We start from the raw sequence: 17,092 nt of genomic DNA, 5'->3' as shown, positions 1-17,092 counted from the left end.
TCAATGCGGTTGTTTATTGCCGAAAAGCCGAGCCTGGCCCGTGCCATTGCCGATGTGCTGCCGAAGCCGCATCGCAAGGGCGACGGCTTTATCGAATGCGGTAACGGGCAGGTGGTCACCTGGTGTATCGGTCACCTGCTTGAGCAGGCGCAGCCGGATGTCTACGACAGCCGCTATGCCCGCTGGAACCTCAATGACCTGCCCATCGTCCCTGATAAATGGCGCCTGCAGCCACGGCCTTCCGTCACCAAACAGCTCAACGTGATTAAACGTTTTTTGCATGACGCGACGGAAGTCATCCACGCAGGTGACCCGGACAGGGAAGGGCAACTGCTGGTGGATGAGGTGCTGGACTATCTGGAGCTGGCGCCGGAAAAACGCCAGCAGGTCCAGCGCTGCCTGATTAACGACCTCAATCCGCAGGCCGTGGAGCGGGCCATTTCACGTCTGCGCGCGAACAGCGAGTTTATTCCGCTGTGCGTTTCCGCGCTGGCCCGCGCTCGAGCGGACTGGCTTTACGGGATCAACATGACCCGCGCCTACACCATCCTGGGGCGTAATGCCGGTTATCAGGGCGTCCTCTCCGTCGGGCGTGTGCAAACGCCGGTGCTGGGGCTGGTGGTGCGTCGTGACGAAGAGATTGAGAATTTCGTCGCCAAAGATTTCTTTGAGGTTAAAGCGCATATCGTCACGCCGAAAGACGAGCGCTTTACCGCCGTCTGGCAGCCAAGCGATGCTTGCGAATCGTATCAGGATGAAGAGGGGCGGTTGCTGCACCGTCCGCTGGCGGAGCACGTGGTCAACCGGATTACCGGTCAGCCTGCTATTGTCACCAGCTATAACGATAAACGGGAATCAGAACCCGCGCCGCTGCCGTTCTCGCTTTCCGCGCTGCAGATTGAAGCGGCGAAACGCTTCGGTCTGAGCGCGCAGAACGTCCTTGATATCTGCCAGAAGCTCTACGAAACCCACAAGCTCATTACCTATCCGCGTTCGGACAGCCGGTATCTGCCGGAAGAGCACTTTGCCGGCCGTCACTCGGTGATGAACGCCATTGCCGTTCACGCGCCGGATCTGCTGCCGCAACCGGTTGTGAATCCGGACATTCATAACCGCTGCTGGGATGATAAAAAGGTGGATGCCCACCATGCGATTATCCCGACGGCGCGCGCCAGCAACGTTAACCTCACGGAAAACGAAGCGAAGGTGTATAACCTGGTGGCTCGTCAGTATCTGATGCAGTTCTGCCCGGACGCCGTGTTCCGCAAATGCGTGATTGAGCTGGAAATTGCCAAAGGGAAATTTATCGCCAAGGCGCGTTTCCTGGCGGAGGCTGGCTGGCGCACGCTGCTTGGCAACAAAGAGCGTGACGAAGAGAATGACGGCACGCCGCTGCCGGTGGTTGCCAAAGATGACGAGCTGCTGTGTGAGAAAGGCGAAGTGGTTGAACGCCAGACCCAACCGCCGCGCCACTTCACCGATGCGACACTGCTCTCGGCAATGACCGGGATCGCCCGTTTTGTTCAGGATAAGGATCTGAAGAAGATCTTGCGTGCTACCGACGGACTGGGCACGGAAGCGACCCGTGCGGGCATTATCGAGTTGCTGTTTAAGCGCGGTTTTCTGGAGAAAAAAGGGCGCTATATCCACTCGACTGAACCGGGGCGCGCATTGATCCACTCGCTGCCTGAGCTGGCCGCAAGGCCGGACATGACGGCACACTGGGAATCTGTGCTGACGCAAATCAGTGAAAAGCAGTGTCGCTATCAGGACTTTATGCAGCCGCTGGTGGGGACCTTGTACGAGCTGATTAACCAGGCGCGGAATACGCCGGTGAAGCAGTTCCGGGGGATGGTTGCACCGGGTGGTGCGCCGAAGAAACCGTTCAAAAAGAAAAAAAGCGCAGCCTGATGTGCTTTCGGCTGTTGCCCTCTCCCGACGGGAAAGGGCGACAGCGTGCTTAGATAACCCCTTGTCCAATCATCGCATCCGCGACCTTCACGAACCCGGCGATATTTGCGCCACGCACGTAGTTGGTTTGCGATGCCTCACCGCCGTACTCGACGCAGGCGTGGTGAATATCCAGCATAATGTGGTGCAGACGCGCATCCACTTTTTCTGCCTTCCAGCCGAGGCGCGCGGCGTTTTGCGCCATCTCCAGGCCAGAGGTCGCCACGCCGCCGGCGTTCGCGGCTTTGCCCGGCGCAAACAGCACGCCGGCCTCAAGGAACAGATCGGTCGCTTCGATGGTGGTTGGCATATTCGCCCCTTCGGCCACGGCCTTCACGCCGTTGGTAATCAGGGTACGTGCGGCCTCGGTATCCAGTTCGTTCTGGGTCGCACATGGCAGGGCGATATCAACCGGCACGCCCCACGGTTGTTTGCCTTCGAGCCAGGTCAGACCAAATTCACGGGCATAATCCGCCAGACGGCCGTCGCGGCTGGCTTTAATGTCGCACAGGCGTGCCAGCTTCTCGGCCGTAAAACCGGCTTCATCCACCACGGTACCGCGTGAATCTGACGCGGTAACCACGCGGGCACCAAACTGCATTGCTTTCTCAATGGCGTACTGGGCCACGTTACCGGAGCCGGACACCGCCACGCGCATACCTTCAAACCCTAAGCCGTGGCGCTTCAGCATCGCCTCGGTAAAATAGACCAGCCCGTAGCCGGTGGCTTCCGGACGGATCAGGCTACCGCCAAAGGAGAGCCCTTTGCCCGTAAAGACACAGGCGCTGTTATTCGAAAGCTTTTTCATCATGCCGGCCATAAAGCCCACTTCACGCGCACCGACGCCGATATCGCCCGCCGGAACGTCAGTATCGGGACCAAGATGACGATAGAGTTCGGTCATCAGCGCCTGACAGAAACGCATCACTTCACTTTCGCTTTTGCCTTTTGGATCGAAATCGCTGCCGCCTTTCCCGCCGCCCATGGGCAGGGTCGTAAGGGCGTTTTTAAACGTCTGCTCAAAGCCGAGGAATTTTAAAATCGACAGATTCACGGAAGGATGGAAACGCATCCCGCCCTTAAACGGGCCGATGGCGGAATTAAACTGCACGCGCCACGCGCGGTTAACCTGGACCTGATTACGATCATCTACCCAGGTCACGCGAAACTGGATCACGCGCTCCGGCTCCACGAGGCGCTCAAGCAGTGACATCTGGCGATAACGCGGGTTTTCTTCAAGGAACGGCCACAACGTGGTCATGACTTCACGTACGGCCTGCGCAAACTCACTTTGATGCGGGTCGCGCTGTTGAACATAAGAGAGGAAAGCTTCCAGAGAGCGTGTCTGATCCATAGATATAAGAACCCCTTATATTATTTTATGTATATTGCTTATACGAATTGTGTTGTTTTTTTGACTATACCATCCGTACCGCTTTGTGAAGCAAGCAGAAATGCATGCCGAAAGGGAAATTAATCAGTGGGGCTGCGTCATAACCAAAAGCGATGACGAGATAAATTAAAGGTTCTGCGCCGGTTTACCGTTATAGTCTTTATCAGGGCACAACAGGAAGATAAGTCTATGAACCGTTACGTGATAGCCGCGTTATGTTTGATGTTTACCGCAGGCGCGCAGGCAGACCGCATTCGCCCGGATGTGGACGTGAATGTGCCGCCGGAGGTGTTCAGCTCCAGCGGCCAGCGAGCGCAGCCGTGTAACCAGTGCTGCATCTATCAGGATCAGAACTATTCGGAAGGGGCGGTGGTAAAAGCGGACGGCATTCTGTTGCAGTGCCAGCGTGATGAACGCACCATTAGCACGAATCCGCTGGTCTGGCGTCGCGTAAAACAATAAATGCCTCCAGCAGTGGGATGTCCGCAGGCGCTAAGTTGAAACCAAATGCGTCTTCGGGCGTACACCACACCAGCGCACTGTGGTAATGCGCCGTCAGCGCGCCGCTGAACGCCGGAACGTGCCAGGCGTGAAGGTTGATTAACCGCTGTGACACCTCACGCTGATGGCTTGCCACATACTCACCAGGCTGCGCGTGGATGCCGAGCTCTTCGTGAAGCTCCCGGACAAGCGCCTCGGGCTGCGTCTCACCGGCTTCTACTTTTCCGCCTGCGAATTCCCACATGCCCGGCTGGTCGGCATGAGCCGGACGCTGGGCCAGTAAAATTTTGTTGTCTTTTTCGATGATTGCCGCAACGACATCGACTGTTTTTAGCATGGTCGTCAATACTTGTTAGCGAAAAACACCATATTATCGTGCCCTTTCTAAGAGTCCAGCCATCAGGAGAATCAGGTGAAAGAGACGTCCACCTGGGTAGATCCCATCGCCACCCTTCCGGTCAGCATAAAACCGATTGCCGCCATGCAGAAAAAACACTTTGGTGCCGTGCTTAACCCCACGCGCTGGTGGGGAAGGATGCCACGTCTTTTCTGGCTGGTGGCATTGTTCGTCGGTTTTCTCGAACGTCGTCACGCGCGCCTGTCGCCGGTGCTCCGTTCGCTGTTAATGACCCGGGTATCGCAGCTTTGTCACTGCGCTTTTTGTATCGATGCCAACAGTTTGCGCCTGGCGGAGCGATCGGGCGCATTGGATAAGGTTCAGGCCGTCAACGCGTGGCGTGATTCCGCTCTTTTTAGCGAAGAGGAGCGTGCAGCGCTGGCCTATGCCGAGGCTGTCACCGCGACGCCGCCCCGTGTGGATGACGAAATCAAAAGTGAGATCACACGCCATTTCAGCGAGGACGCGATCGCCGAAATGACGGCGCTGATTGCGTTTCAGAATCTCTCTGCACGCTTTAATGCCGCGCTGGACATCCCGGCGCAGGGGTTATGTGCCACGTTTAAAGAGGATCCCCATGCTTGATCGTCATCTGCACCCGCGGATTAAACCCACGCTCAACAGACTGGTGTCAGTAGTGGATAAGCCGGGGATTACGCCTGACGGATTAACCCTGACCGGGTTTGCCATAGGCGTGCTGGCCTTACCGTTTCTGGCCCTCGGCTGGTATCCGGCGGCGCTCGTCGCCATCGTGCTGAATCGCCTGCTGGATGGTCTGGACGGTGCGCTGGCGCGCCAGCGCGGGCTGACGGATGCGGGAGGCTTTCTTGATATCGCCCTCGATTTTCTGTTTTACGCGCTGGTTCCCTTCGGATTCGCGCTGGCGGCCCCCGCAGAGAATGCGCTTGCCGCTGGCTGGCTGTTGTTTGCCTTTATCGGTACCGGGAGCAGTTTTCTGGCATTTGCCGCGCTGGCAGCGAAACACGACATCGACAACCCCGGCTACGCGCATAAGTCGTTTTACTATATTGGTGGGTTAACGGAGGGGACGGAGACGATCGCGCTGTTTGTGCTGTGCTGCCTCTTTCCGGCGCACTTCAGCGTGCTGGCGTGGATATTTGGCGCGTTGTGCTGGCTGACCACCACAACGCGCATCTGGAGCGGGTACGTGACGCTTAAGTCACTTACCCGTTAGCGTGAACTTTCTGGCCCGCGTTTTCCGCTGGAGACGGGGTTCTGTGGATGACTGCTCCACTCGTACCAGCCGCCGTCATAGACGGCGACATTTTTCCAGCCCATCGCCCGTGCGTACATAAACGTCTCGGACGCACGCCAGCCGGTGCCGCAGTAAAACGCGACGTGCTGTTCCGGCAGGATGTTCCAGGTTTTCCACATGGCGGCGATGTCGTCAGCGCTGCGCATGGTGCCATCCGGATTATGGAAATCTTCCATATGGGTGGCGTCGCTACCGGCATGACCCCAGCGGGCACCGGCAATTTCACCTTTTGGCTTGATGTAGCTGTAGCCGCTGGTTTCGCCGATGAACTCCGGCCAGGAACGAATGCTGACCAGCGACGCGTCCTGGCGATGCAGCATCCCGCGTGCTTGCGCCATATCCACCATCAACTGCGGCTGGCCAGGGATCGGTGCACCAAAATCGGGGGCGGGCTTCACGTCTTTGGGCATTCCCCGTTCAACCGGCAGACCCGCGTCAGACCAGGCTTTCCAGCCGCCATCAAGAATGCGGACGTCCTTCACGCCCGCATACAGCATGATCTGCGCCACGCGGGCGGCGGCATATACGTCACGGCCATACAGAATGACGGTCGTATCGTGACGGATCCCGTGCTTCGCCAGCATCGCTTTTAGCGTGTCGTCAGAAACTTTATTCCACAGCGGTTCGCTTTCCACTTCGTTGGTATCAATGTAGCCGGCACCGGGAATATGGTTCAGCAGATAAAACTTCGGCGCACCCCATGCGGCTTCAATGACTTTCCAGTCGCCCGTTGGCGCAGCAGCGACGGGTTTACCCTGCTGAAGCTGGTGGATCCACTCCGGGTAGACGAGTTGTTCAAAGTGCGGCAAACGCTGCAGACGCTCAGGTACCTGCAGGGCATCGTTGAGCACGGAAATCTGGTGGTAGCCGGCTTTTTCCAGCCGCGCTTTGACCGCCTGATTATCGGCGTCGCGGCCGTAGAGCGCGATCGTCATGGCCGGCGTAAGCTGGTGCTGTCTGGCCCAGACGGTAATCTGGTCATCGCTCATCGCGCCAAGCCAGGAGGCGGAAAGGTTAAGTGCGGCGGGCTCATGCCCGGAGGGCGCGCTCAGCGTTTGCGGCCAGCCGTTGTAAAACGCGCTGGCGCGGGTGTCGATCACCGCGCCGTGTTGTGCCTGAAGTTGAGACAGCGTCATGGCGTGCGGCTTATCAGCAGCCAGAGAGGAAAATGAAGCGAGGCCGCACAGCATGGCCAGCGCGGTCAGTTGAGAAACACGTTTCATCGAATAACCTGACGTCAGTAAAAGAGGGGGGCATTGTCGTCTCTCCTGAAAGGTAAAACATTGCGTTAGCACATTATTGCCAGCGAGAAATCTCAATCACTTCGCCGCCCGGGGGCACGTCTTCGTCGTCATGCGTGACCAGAACCACCGGAATATTGCGTGCGCGGGTAGTGTCAAATACCCATGCCCGAAACGAGGCGCGTAACGCATTATCGAGACGGCTGAACGGTTCATCCAGCAGTAACGCCTGCGGCTCTGCAAGCAGGGCACGCAGCAGACTGACCCGGGCACGTTCGCCGCCGGAAAGGGTCGCCGGATCGCTGGCGTAATGCCCGACAAGCCCGGCAGAACCGAGCGCCTGCTCGACCGCTTCCCGCCGTGCTCGTCCGACAATCCGTTCAGGTAATGCCAGCAGCAAATTTTGTCCGACGCTGAAATGGTCAAACAGCAGGGCATCCTGAAAGAGGATCCCCAACCCGCGGGCCTCCACGGGCAGTCCGTCGCAGCGACGTTCATCAAGCCACAGTTCGCCCTGAGCCTGAAAGTCATCTGACAGTGCGCCCACCATCCAGGCAAAAAGGGTTGATTTTCCGCTGCCGGAAGGACCCATCAGCGTGACTATTTCGCCGCGTGGCACACAAAAATTGACCTCGCGGAAAAGCGGTTCAATGGTGAGATTGCTGACCTGCAGCATTAACGTAATCCTCGTCGGTAACGGCTTGCGAGCCGGGATAGCAGGGCGGCAAGGCCAAACACGCTCCCCGTGACCAACAGCAACCCCAGCGCCCGGTTAGCCAGAAGCGGAATGCTGCCTCCACTGCTGAGCGCCACGGTTTCAGTGGTCAGCGTCGCAAAACGGCCCGCGCCCAGCCAGAGGGTTGGCATGTATTGCGCCATGCTGACGGAAAACCCGGTCGCGAAAGCCAGCAGCGCCGGGCGTACCAGCAAGGGGCATTTCAGCAAGCAGAAGATTTTTCCCCGCCGCCAGCCGAGCGTTCTGGCGGTAAGGATCAGCCGGGGATCGATCCTCTGCCAGGCCGGCTGGAGGACCAGCAACATCCACGGTAAAACCCACAGCAGATGGCTCCACAGCACGGCGGCATAGTGCCCGTCGAGACCCAGTCGCAACGCGATAACATATTGTCCGGTAACGAGGGGCAGCGCCGGCAGCGCCAGCGGCAACCACACCCACAGCGTGCCTCGCTGCGGTCCCCACTCAAGCCAGAGAACAATTACCCCCAGCGAAATCAGGCTGGCGAGCAGGCCAAAGGAGAGGCTGGCGCCAACCGCACCGATGTCGTCCCGCTGCGCCAGCATGAGCAGCACGACCGCGCAAAGCACCCCGCAGGCGGGCAGAAATCCGCTGAGCAGACGCGCTGGTGGCGCGATAAGCGACATTCGACGGCGTCCGCTCAGATCCGGCAGCGTGCGACGCCAGAGTCTCCATGCGCCGTAACCCAGTGCAGAAAGCGCGGCCAGCAGCAGAAGGAGAAGCAGGCACAGCAGCGTTCCCTTTGTCTGCTGCTGCGCATCGCCCTGACTGAGCCACTGCCACGCCAGTACGGCAAGCGTCGGGGGATTGCCGGGCCCGAGCACCATCGCCACATCCACAACCGACAGGGACCAGGCCAGCACCGCCAGCATCACCGCGCCAAGAGCCGGCGCGATCGTTGGAAGGATGAGCCAGTTCAGCGCCTGAAAACGCCCGTAGCCGAAGGTATGCAGCACGACCTTTTGCTGCGCAAGGCGTTTTTCCGGCAGGACGGCGTAAAGGGCCCACAGCACAAACGCGCTCTCTTTTACCGCAAGCGTCAGCCCCAGCCCTGCACCGTATCGGTCAAGCGGTGGCGTACAGACGCTACACACCTGATACAACAGGCCCCCTTCGGCAAACAGCAGTAAAGCGCTGGTGGCAAAGGCCACATGAGGAACGGCGAGCAGCCACGGCAGCCGGCTGCTGAGCCGTCGCCAGCGCTCGCCCGGCCACAGGAGGGCCACGATCACCAGGGCGATAAACATCGACCCCAGCGTCGCGATAAGCGTTGAGACCAGCGTGGCGACCGTTGCCTGTGGCAGCTGCGGGTCGTTAAGCAGCAACTGCCAGTTGTTCAGCGAGAATGCCGGGGCAAACAGTATGGCGGCGGCGGGAAGCAACGGCAGATAGATGACCGCCATCGCCAGCCAGACGAGCCAGCTCAGCGGGTGCCGTAACGACGCAGCCATTCCTGCTCCAGCGCGTTAACCCAGGCGGAGTGCGGCTCGGGAAGCATTTTCGGCAGCCCTGCCGGCGTATGTGCAGCGAGCTGCTTCGCTTCTTTTTCGGGCAGTGTTTTCGCATCCAGTACGCTCGGGTCTCCCCAGATGGCCGGGTCGGCCTTGCGGATTTGCGCCTGCGGTGAAAGGAGGAAATTGGCGACCACCTTCGCACCTGCGCTTGCGCTGGCATTCGACGGAATGGCCACAAAATGGACGTTGCCTATCATTCCGTTGTCAAAACCAACGCTGTAGCTGTCGGCAGGCAGTTCACCGCTGGCCACTTTTTGCTGCGCATGTGCCGGGTTAAAGGTCAGGGAGAGATTAAGACTACCGCTGGCAAGCAAGGTATCCATTCTGGCGGGCGAGGGAGGAAAGTCCTCTCCCTTTCGCCACAGCAGCGGGTGTAATTTGTCCAGGTAGTGCCACAGCGGAGCCGTCACCTGGGCAAAGGTGTTATCAGGGGCTTTTTGCAACGCCTCCGGGTGAGCGGTGAGGGTCAGGAGCAACTGTTCCAGAAACGCCGTACCGGTAAAATCGGGCGGGCGTGGGTAGCTGACTTTGCCCGGATGCTGCTGCGCATACGCCAGCAACGCCTGAGGATCGTTTGGGGGCGCAGGCAGGCTTGCGTGGCGGGCAATAAAGGTGAGCTGCGCTCCACCCCATGGGGATTCCGCGCCATCGGTGGGGACAGCAAAATCCTCCATAACCGGTTTGCGGGTATCGACATAGCGCCAGTTGGGCAAGGTCTCCGCCCATCCGGTTTGCAGCAGATTAGCGGCTTTCAGGGTACGGAAGTTCTCACCGTTGACCCATAAGAGGTCGACTGACCCGTTCGTTTTCCGGCCTGCGGCGGCTTCTGTTTGAATACGTTTGACCGCATCGGCGGCATCCGCCAGTGGGACGATTTTAAGGGTTATGTCGTAATGCGTTTTCATCTCACCGCTTACCCACTCGAGGTAGCGGTTTACCGCCCGATCGCCGCCCCAGGCGTTAAACCAGACGGTCTGGCCTTTGGCTTGTTGTTGGATAGCCTGCCAGTTGTCCGCTGCAAACAGCGGGGCTGCCAGCAGCAGACCGCTCAGAAACGTGCAAAAACGCACACGGCGCATAATGCCTCACTTTTTTGATGAAGGGGTAAAACGGGAAAACAGCCAGCGCGTCGCCAGCGGCAATAACCCCAATAGTGTAAAGGCGAATATCAGTCCCGGCGATAAAATATCGCGAAGCGAATTCACTTTCCCCAGCGCGCGTCCGGCGTTCAGAAAGATAATGGTTGCAGGCAGCATGGCGACCTGGCTCACCCACCAGTAGCGACTGACCGCAATACGTGTCAGCCCCATGAGCAGATTCACCAGAAAAAACGGGAACAAGGGCATCAGACGCAGGGCAAAAAGATACCCTGCACCGTCCCGCGCCATACCGGCGTTCACCGTATTCATCTGCGATGTGAATCGCCGCTGTACCCAGTCGCGCAGCAGATAACGGCTGGCAAGCATCGCCAGCGTGGCGCCGAGGGTAGAAGCAAACGAGACCAGCAGGGTGCCTTCCCACAACGTAAACAGCGCTCCCGCCAGCAGCGTCAGTATCGCCGCACCGGGTATCGACAGGGCGGAGACCAACACGTAGAGGGCGAAAAAGAAAAACGCGCTTTGCCACGGTGCCTGTTCCACGTGCGAGAGGAGCGACTGCTGGTGCGTTTTGATGGTTTCCAGGGAGAGCGTCCCCGGCGGAAGAAAGACGAAGGTCAGAACAAATGCGCCCAGAAGGGCGCACATCAGGAGTATTTTTTGCGTGTTCACACGAGGTTACAGTTTGAATTTCGCCCAGACCGGCGCATGGTCAGACGGTTTTTCCATGCTGCGGATATCGTAGTCGATGCCAGTTTCGATGCAGCGTTCCGCCAGCGGCGGGCTGGCCAGCAGCAGGTCTATACGCAGACCGCGATTGTCATCAAAGCCTTTTGAGCGGTAGTCAAACCACGAGAAGCGATCCTGCGTTTCCGGGTTGGCGGTGCGGAAAGTATCAACCAGACCCCAGCCGAGCAGGCGTTCCATCCACTCGCGTTCTTCCGGCAGGAAAGAACATTTACCGGTACGCAACCAGCGTTTGCGGTTCTCTTCTCCAATGCCGATATCGAGATCGGTCGGGCTGATATTCATGTCGCCCATGATCAGCACCGGATTCTCTTTTTTCAGTTCGGTGGTCAGGTAATCCTGCAGATCCTGATAAAACTTTGCTTTGGCCGGGAATTTTGTCTCATGGTCGCGGCTCTCACCCTGCGGGAAATACCCGTTAATCACCGTGATATTGCCAAGTGGTGAAGGAATTTCCGCCATGATGATGCGACGCTGCGCTTCGCCATCATCGCCCGGGAAGCCACGACGTACGGAAACCGGCGTCTCTTTGGTCAGCAGCGCCACGCCATAGTGACCTTTCTGTCCGTGATAGAAGACGTTGTAACCGAGCTTCGCCACCTCTTCGAGGGGGAACATATCGTCGTGAACTTTTGTCTCCTGCAGGCCGATCACATCTGGCTGATGTTGCTCAACAATTGCTTCAAGCTGGTGAGGGCGGGCACGCAGGCCGTTGATATTAAAAGAGACAAATTTCATAGTCGCTGCCAATGCAAGGTGAATAGTGCATGGATGGTAGCAGAATTTCCGTCATCTGTTACGGGGTTCGACCAATAACTGCGACAGATCATGCCAACGGTGCAATATTTGCACCATTCTGACGCGCATTGCCCCCCAACAGGGCGTAAAGAACCGATAAATTTCGCGAGCGATCACAATTCCAGAATTATATTTGGCTTCTGCATACTCTTTCTTATTTTCGTGCGGCAAAGCGCCGCTTGTCGTAAAAATATTCACTTTTTATGCAATAACAGTGAATAACTCCATATCGTAACTTATTGATATTCTGTAACCCTAACCCGTTTATGCATTTTTATTGCTGGCTGGCACGAAGGCTGCAATCTACATTCACAGTGCAAACACTCAATTATTTAACATCTAAATAACCTTTTATTTACCGGATGAGGTCGCTATGTCTCTGTCAATTACGCGTGAAAATTTCGATGAATGGATGATGCCGATTTACGCTCCGGCGGCTTTTATTCCGGTACGGGGGGAAGGCTCACGCCTGTGGGATCAACAGGGCAAAGAGTATATCGACTTTGCAGGCGGGATTGCGGTAAACGCGCTGGGTCACGCGCACCCGGCACTGCGCCAGGCGTTGAACGACCAGGCGGCGAAGTTCTGGCATACCGGTAACGGTTTTACCAACGAGCCCGCTCTGCGACTGGCGAAAAAACTGATCGACGCAACGTTTGCCGAAAAAGTCTTTTTCTGTAACTCAGGTGCGGAAGCAAACGAAGCGGCCCTGAAGCTGGCGCGCAAATATGCACACGATAAATTTGGCGTTCATAAGAGCGGTATTGTGGCGTTTAAAAACGCGTTCCACGGCCGCACGCTCTTTACCGTCAGCGCCGGCGGTCAGCCGTCATACTCGCAGGATTTTGCGCCACTGCCGCCGGATATTCGTCACGGCGTGTATAACGATCTGCAGTCCGCCAGCGAGCTTATCAACGACACCACCTGTGCGGTGATCGTCGAACCTATGCAGGGTGAGGGCGGGGTCCTTCCGGCGCAAAAAGCGTTCCTGCAGGGGCTGCGTGAGCTGTGCGATCGTCATCACGCGGTGCTGATTTTCGATGAAGTCCAGACGGGGGTGGGGCGTACCGGTGAGCTGTATGCCTATATGCACTACGGCGTAACGCCGGACGTGCTCTCTACGGCGAAAGCGCTGGGCGGTGGCTTCCCGATTGGCGCCATGCTGACCACTGATAAATTCGCCAGCGTAATGACCGTGGGTACGCATGGTACAACATACGGCGGTAACCCGCTGGCTACCGCCGTGGCCGGACAGGTTCTCGACATCATTAACACGCCGGAAGTGCTCAAGGGCGTTAAACAACGTCATGACTGGTTTGTTGAGCGCCTGAACGCCATCAACAGCAAGACGGGACTGTTTAAAGAGATCCGCGGTCTGGGTCTGTTAATTGGCTGCGAACTCACACCTGAGTTTGCCGGAAAAGCTAAACTTATTTCACAGGAAGCGGCAAAAATGGGCGTGATGGTACTGATTGCCGGTGCCAACGTGGTGCGTTTTGCCCCTGCGCTGATTGTCAGCGAGGAAGAGGTGAGAACCGGTTTAGACCGTTTTGCACTGGCCTGTGAACATGTGAAGTCCGGGGTGTCATCATGATGGTCATCCGTCCCGTTGAGCGCGGCGATATCGCCGGGCTCATGCAGCTTGCCGGTAAGACGGGAGGCGGGCTGACCTCGCTTCCTGCCGATGAAAAAACGCTGTCGGCGCGCATTGAGCGCGCCCTGCAAACCTGGCAGGGGACGTTGCCAAAAAGCGAACAGGGTTATGTGTTCGTTCTCGAAGATACCGACACCGGTACCGTGGCCGGTATTTGCGCAATCGAAGTGGCCGTCGGGCTTAACGACCCGTGGTACAACTACCGTGTCGGTACGATGGTTCACGCCTCAAAAGAGCTGAACGTCTATAACGCGCTGCCCACGCTTTTTCTCTGTAATGACCACACGGGAGCCAGCGAGCTTTGCACGCTGTTCCTCGATCCTGCATGGCGAAAAGAGGGCAACGGTTATCTGCTCTCCAAGTCGCGCTTCATGTTTATGGCCGCGTTCCGCGATCGTTTTAACGAAAAGGTCGTCGCCGAGATGCGCGGCGTGATCGACGACACCGGCTATTCACCTTTCTGGGAGAGTCTCGGCGAGCGTTTCTTCTCGATGGAGTTCAGCCGGGCGGACTATCTGTGCGGCACCGGGCAGAAAGCGTTTATCGCCGAACTGATGCCGAAACACCCCATCTATACCCATTTCTTAAGCCCCCAGGCGCAGGCGGTGATTGGCGAAGTGCACCCGCAAACCGCGCCGGCCCGGGCGGTGCTGGAAAAAGAGGGTTTCCGCTACCGTAACTATGTGGACATCTTTGATGGCGGACCCACCCTGGAGTGCGATATCGACCGCGTGCGTGCGATCCGTAAAAGCCGGCTGGTTGAGGTTTCCGAAGGCCAGCCTGCACCGGGTGAGTGGCCAGCATGTCTGGTGGCTAACGAGCAGTACAACAATTTCCGCGCCATGCTGGTGCGAACCAACCCGAAATGTGAACGTCTGGTGCTGACGGCCGCGCAACTGGATGCCCTGAAATGTAACGCCGGCGACACGGTTCGCCTGGTGCGTCTCTGCCCTGAGGAGAAAACAGCATGACTTTATGGATCAACGGTGACTGGGTCACGGGCGAAGGCGAGCCGCGCATAAAGACCAATCCGGTCGGACAAGAAGTGCTCTGGAAGGGAAATGATGCCAGCACCGGGCAGGTCGAACAGGCCTGTCACGCCGCCCGTCGCGCCTTCCCGGGATGGGCGAAACAACCGTTCTCCGTGCGTCAGGGAATTGTCGAGAAATTTGCATCACTGCTGGAGGCCAATAAAGCCGAATTGACGCGCGTTATCGCTCAGGAAACCAGCAAGCCGCGCTGGGAGGCGGCCACCGAAGTGACGGCGATGATCAATAAAATCGCCATTTCGGTGAAGGCGTACCATACCCGTACCGGCGAGCAACATACCGATATGCCTGACGGTGCGGCCACGCTGCGCCACCGTCCGCACGGCGTGCTGGCGGTATTTGGCCCCTATAACTTCCCGGGGCATCTGCCGAACGGGCATATCGTGCCCGCGCTGCTGGCGGGCAATAGCGTGATTTTCAAGCCGAGTGAGTTAACGCCACTGACCGGTGAGGTGGTGGTGAAGCTCTGGGAACAGGCTGGTCTACCGCACGGGGTGCTCAATCTGGTGCAGGGGGGACGTGAAACCGGCCAGGCGCTGAGTGCGTTGAGTGATATCGACGGCCTGCTGTTTACCGGCAGCGCCGGAACAGGCTACCAACTGCATCGCCAGCTGGCGGGGCAGCCGGAAAAAATTCTCGCGCTGGAGATGGGCGGTAACAACCCGCTGATCGTTGAAGATCCCGATGATATCGACGCGGCGGTGCATTTGACCCTCCAGTCAGCGTTTATTACCGCCGGACAGCGCTGCACCTGCGCGCGTCGTCTGCTGGTGAAACGGGGTGCACAGGGCGACGCCTTCCTCGCGCGGCTGGTGGAAATCAGTGCGCGTCTGGTGCCTGCGCAGTGGGATGCCGACCCACAGCCGTTTATTGGGGGGCTGATTTCCGAGCAGGCCGCGCTGAACGTGCTGAAAGCCTGGCAGGATCACGTGGCGCGCGGGGCGAAAACCCTGCTTGAGCCAAAGCAAATCAAGCCCGGAACATCGCTCCTGACGCCGGGCATTGTTGAGATGAGTGGCGCACGCAACGTGCCGGATGAAGAGGTCTTTGGCCCGCTGCTCTGCGTCTGGCGTTATGACGATTTTGACAGCGCCATTGAGATGGCCAATCACACCCGCTATGGCCTGTCGAGCGGTCTGATTTCCCCGCATCGTGAGAAATTTGATCAGCTGCTGCTCGAAGCACGCGCCGGGATTGTGAACTGGAATAAACCGCTTACCGGTGCGGCGAGTACGGCACCGTTTGGCGGGGTAGGCGCTTCGGGTAACCACCGCGCCAGCGCATGGTATGCCGCAGATTACTGCGCGTGGCCGATGGCGAGCCTGGAAACGCCTGCGCTGACGCTGCCGGAAACGCTGAGTCCGGGGCTGGATTTTACTCAGGGGGATCGTCATGAAAGTGCGTGAAGTCAACTTTGACGGGCTGGTGGGGCTGACGCACCACTATGCCGGCCTCTCATTTGGTAATGAAGCCTCGACGAAGCACCGTTTTCAGGTCTCTAACCCGAAACTGGCGGCGAAGCAGGGGCTGCTGAAAATGAAAGCCCTGTCGGATGCCGGTTTCCCACAGGCGGTGATCCCGCCGCAGGAGCGTCCGAACGTGGCGGTGTTACGTCAGCTCGGCTTTAGCGGCAGCGATGAGCAGGTTATCGAAAAAGCGGGTACGCAGACGCCGCACCTGCTTTCAGCGTCGAGCTCAGCCTCGTCGATGTGGGTGGCAAACGCTGCTACCGTTGCACCGTCGGCCGATACGCTGGATGGCAAAGTGCATTTAACGGTAGCGAACCTGAATAACAAATTCCACCGTGCTACCGAAGCGGAGACGACCGAGCGCGTTCTGCGTGCGATTTTCCGTGATGAGGCCCACTTTGAGGTCCATCAGGCATTGCCACAGGTGGCCATGTTTGGGGATGAAGGAGCGGCAAACCATAACCGTCTTGGGGGGGATTATGGCGATCCCGGCGTGCAGCTGTTCATTTACGGGCGAGAAGAGGGCGGCCATTCGGCGCCTGTCCGTTATCCCGCCCGCCAGACGCTGGCGGCAAGCCAGGCCGTCGTGCGGCTGAACCAGGTGAATCCCTCACAGGTGATTTTTGCTCAGCAGAACCCGCAGGTGATTGACCAGGGGGTTTTCCACAATGACGTCATTGCCGTCTCTAACCGCCAGGTGCTGTTCTGCCATGAACAGGCGTTTGCCCATCAGGAGAAGCTGCTCGCTACGCTGCATGAGCGGGTGCCGGGGTTTATGCCGATTCAGGTGCCGACCCAGGCGGTCAGCGTGCAGGACGCGGTTGAAACTTACCTCTTTAATAGCCAGCTGTTGAGCCGTGAGGACGGCAGCATGATGCTGGTGCTGCCGCAAGAGTCGCAGGACCATAAAGGGGTGTGGCGTTATCTGTCTGAACTGGTGAAAGCCGATAACCCGATCGATGAACTGCGCGTCTTTGACCTGCGCGAAAGCATGGCCAACGGTGGCGGTCCGGCCTGTTTACGCCTGCGCGTAGTGCTGACGCAGAACGAAATGCAGGCTGTTAATCCAGCCGTGATGATGAATGAGACGCTTTTTAACTCCCTGAATGACTGGGTGGACCGCTACTATCGTGACAGATTAACGCAGGCCGATCTGGTCGACCCTCAGCTACTGCGTGAAGGGCGTGAGGCACTGGACGCGTTAACAACAATCCTGCAGTTGGGATCGGTTTATCCGTTCCAGCGCTAAAGG

Annotated in this window: 16 protein-coding genes; 8 read left to right on the top strand and 8 right to left on the bottom strand. The window is 58.1% G+C overall.

From position 1 onward, the window contains the following. Positions 1–3: 3 nt before the first annotated feature. A complete protein-coding gene (locus AB6731_RS06970) occupies positions 4–1,911 on the top strand; it encodes a DNA topoisomerase III (RefSeq protein ID WP_025204419.1) in 1,908 nt (635 codons plus the stop codon). Positions 1,912–1,960: 49 nt separating this feature from the next. On the opposite strand, the gene gdhA is transcribed toward AB6731_RS06970, so the two are convergent. After that, a complete protein-coding gene (gdhA, locus tag AB6731_RS06965) occupies positions 1,961–3,304 on the bottom strand; it encodes an NADP-specific glutamate dehydrogenase (protein WP_279260632.1) in 1,344 nt (447 codons plus the stop codon). Between the two features lie 228 nt (positions 3,305–3,532). Here gdhA and AB6731_RS06960 point away from each other — a divergent pair, with 228 nt between their 5' ends. After that, complete coding sequence (locus tag AB6731_RS06960; RefSeq protein WP_014169653.1) at positions 3,533–3,805, top strand: YnjH family protein; 273 nt, start codon at positions 3,533–3,535, stop codon at positions 3,803–3,805. Here AB6731_RS06960 and AB6731_RS06955 read toward each other — a convergent pair. Then, entirely contained in the window at positions 3,765–4,181 is a 417-nt protein-coding gene (locus AB6731_RS06955) for a pyrimidine (deoxy)nucleoside triphosphate diphosphatase (RefSeq protein ID WP_025204417.1), read from the bottom strand. The two genes, AB6731_RS06960 and AB6731_RS06955, sit on opposite strands and share 41 nt — an antisense overlap. Before the next feature lie 75 nt (positions 4,182–4,256). On the opposite strand from AB6731_RS06955, the gene AB6731_RS06950 reads away from it, so the two are divergent. Continuing rightward, a complete protein-coding gene (locus tag AB6731_RS06950; RefSeq protein ID WP_032677957.1) occupies positions 4,257–4,826 on the top strand; it encodes a carboxymuconolactone decarboxylase family protein in 570 nt (189 codons plus the stop codon). Then, positions 4,819–5,436, top strand: a complete 618-nt coding sequence (locus AB6731_RS06945) for a CDP-alcohol phosphatidyltransferase family protein (RefSeq protein WP_371006080.1) — start codon at positions 4,819–4,821, stop codon at positions 5,434–5,436. The genes AB6731_RS06950 and AB6731_RS06945 overlap by 8 nt, the downstream gene beginning before the upstream one ends. On the opposite strand, the gene AB6731_RS06940 is transcribed toward AB6731_RS06945, so the two are convergent. The 6 genes from AB6731_RS06940 to xthA all read right to left on the bottom strand — a co-directional run bounded on the left by AB6731_RS06940 (position 5,433) and on the right by xthA (position 11,608). After that, positions 5,433–6,740 carry a rhodanese-like domain-containing protein gene (locus AB6731_RS06940; RefSeq protein ID WP_371006079.1) on the bottom strand — a complete coding sequence of 436 codons (1,308 nt, stop codon included), beginning with the start codon at positions 6,738–6,740 and terminating at the stop codon, positions 5,433–5,435. The genes AB6731_RS06945 and AB6731_RS06940 overlap by 4 nt on opposite strands. Positions 6,741–6,813: 73 nt before the next feature. Further along, complete coding sequence (locus AB6731_RS06935) at positions 6,814–7,434, bottom strand: ATP-binding cassette domain-containing protein (RefSeq protein ID WP_020884428.1); 621 nt, start codon at positions 7,432–7,434, stop codon at positions 6,814–6,816. Then, a complete protein-coding gene (locus AB6731_RS06930) occupies positions 7,434–8,963 on the bottom strand; it encodes a thiamine ABC transporter permease (RefSeq protein ID WP_148575864.1) in 1,530 nt (509 codons plus the stop codon). Before AB6731_RS06930 ends, AB6731_RS06935 begins: the two co-directional genes overlap by 1 nt. Further along, a complete protein-coding gene (locus AB6731_RS06925) occupies positions 8,936–10,096 on the bottom strand; it encodes an ABC transporter substrate-binding protein (protein ID WP_371006134.1) in 1,161 nt (386 codons plus the stop codon). The genes AB6731_RS06930 and AB6731_RS06925 overlap by 28 nt, the downstream gene beginning before the upstream one ends. Positions 10,097–10,111: 15 nt before the next feature. Next, positions 10,112–10,795 carry a TVP38/TMEM64 family protein gene (locus AB6731_RS06920; protein WP_025204411.1) on the bottom strand — a complete coding sequence of 228 codons (684 nt, stop codon included), beginning with the start codon at positions 10,793–10,795 and terminating at the stop codon, positions 10,112–10,114. Positions 10,796–10,801: 6 nt separating this feature from the next. Further along, on the bottom strand, positions 10,802–11,608 hold the full coding sequence (gene xthA, locus AB6731_RS06915; protein ID WP_020884424.1) for an exodeoxyribonuclease III: 807 nt from the start codon (positions 11,606–11,608) through the stop codon (positions 10,802–10,804). Positions 11,609–12,041: 433 nt separating this feature from the next. Between xthA and AB6731_RS06910 the strand changes: the two genes are divergently transcribed. From AB6731_RS06910 to astB, 4 genes are read left to right on the top strand one after another with little or no spacing between them, the layout of a single operon-like run. Then, positions 12,042–13,262 carry an aspartate aminotransferase family protein gene (locus AB6731_RS06910; protein WP_371006078.1) on the top strand — a complete coding sequence of 407 codons (1,221 nt, stop codon included), beginning with the start codon at positions 12,042–12,044 and terminating at the stop codon, positions 13,260–13,262. Continuing rightward, complete coding sequence (gene astA, locus AB6731_RS06905; RefSeq protein ID WP_044857183.1) at positions 13,259–14,293, top strand: arginine N-succinyltransferase; 1,035 nt, start codon at positions 13,259–13,261, stop codon at positions 14,291–14,293. The genes AB6731_RS06910 and astA overlap by 4 nt, the downstream gene beginning before the upstream one ends. Continuing rightward, on the top strand, positions 14,290–15,777 hold the full coding sequence (gene astD / locus AB6731_RS06900) for a succinylglutamate-semialdehyde dehydrogenase (protein WP_126488349.1): 1,488 nt from the start codon (positions 14,290–14,292) through the stop codon (positions 15,775–15,777). Before astA ends, astD begins: the two co-directional genes overlap by 4 nt. Beyond that, positions 15,764–17,089 (top strand): N-succinylarginine dihydrolase, encoded by a 1,326-nt coding sequence (gene astB / locus AB6731_RS06895; protein WP_371006077.1) that lies wholly within the window; start codon positions 15,764–15,766, stop codon positions 17,087–17,089. The genes astD and astB overlap by 14 nt, the downstream gene beginning before the upstream one ends. Positions 17,090–17,092: the final 3 nt, after the last annotated feature.

Origin of the sequence: Enterobacter sp. RCC_40, from assembly GCF_041360735.1 — a bacterium.
GTDB classification, from domain to species: Bacteria; Pseudomonadota; Gammaproteobacteria; order Enterobacterales; family Enterobacteriaceae; genus Enterobacter; species Enterobacter ludwigii.
The sequence above is the reverse complement of the archived record's forward strand: the minus strand, read 5'-3'. Positions and strand labels throughout refer to the sequence as shown.

Coding starts and splice junctions, on each gene's coding strand:
- AB6731_RS06910 (WP_371006078.1), top strand. CDS start 12,042: ATGTCTCTGTCAATTACGCGTGAAAATTTCGATGAATGGATGATGCCG.
- AB6731_RS06955 (WP_025204417.1), bottom strand. CDS start 4,181: ATGCTAAAAACAGTCGATGTCGTTGCGGCAATCATCGAAAAAGACAAC.
- AB6731_RS06935 (WP_020884428.1), bottom strand. CDS start 7,434: ATGCTGCAGGTCAGCAATCTCACCATTGAACCGCTTTTCCGCGAGGTC.
- AB6731_RS06960 (WP_014169653.1), top strand. CDS start 3,533: ATGAACCGTTACGTGATAGCCGCGTTATGTTTGATGTTTACCGCAGGC.
- gdhA (WP_279260632.1), bottom strand. CDS start 3,304: ATGGATCAGACACGCTCTCTGGAAGCTTTCCTCTCTTATGTTCAACAG.
- astA (WP_044857183.1), top strand. CDS start 13,259: ATGATGGTCATCCGTCCCGTTGAGCGCGGCGATATCGCCGGGCTCATG.
- AB6731_RS06930 (WP_148575864.1), bottom strand. CDS start 8,963: ATGGCTGCGTCGTTACGGCACCCGCTGAGCTGGCTCGTCTGGCTGGCG.
- astD (WP_126488349.1), top strand. CDS start 14,290: ATGACTTTATGGATCAACGGTGACTGGGTCACGGGCGAAGGCGAGCCG.
- AB6731_RS06940 (WP_371006079.1), bottom strand. CDS start 6,740: ATGAAACGTGTTTCTCAACTGACCGCGCTGGCCATGCTGTGCGGCCTC.
- astB (WP_371006077.1), top strand. CDS start 15,764: ATGAAAGTGCGTGAAGTCAACTTTGACGGGCTGGTGGGGCTGACGCAC.
- xthA (WP_020884424.1), bottom strand. CDS start 11,608: ATGAAATTTGTCTCTTTTAATATCAACGGCCTGCGTGCCCGCCCTCAC.
- AB6731_RS06945 (WP_371006080.1), top strand. CDS start 4,819: ATGCTTGATCGTCATCTGCACCCGCGGATTAAACCCACGCTCAACAGA.
- AB6731_RS06970 (WP_025204419.1), top strand. CDS start 4: ATGCGGTTGTTTATTGCCGAAAAGCCGAGCCTGGCCCGTGCCATTGCC.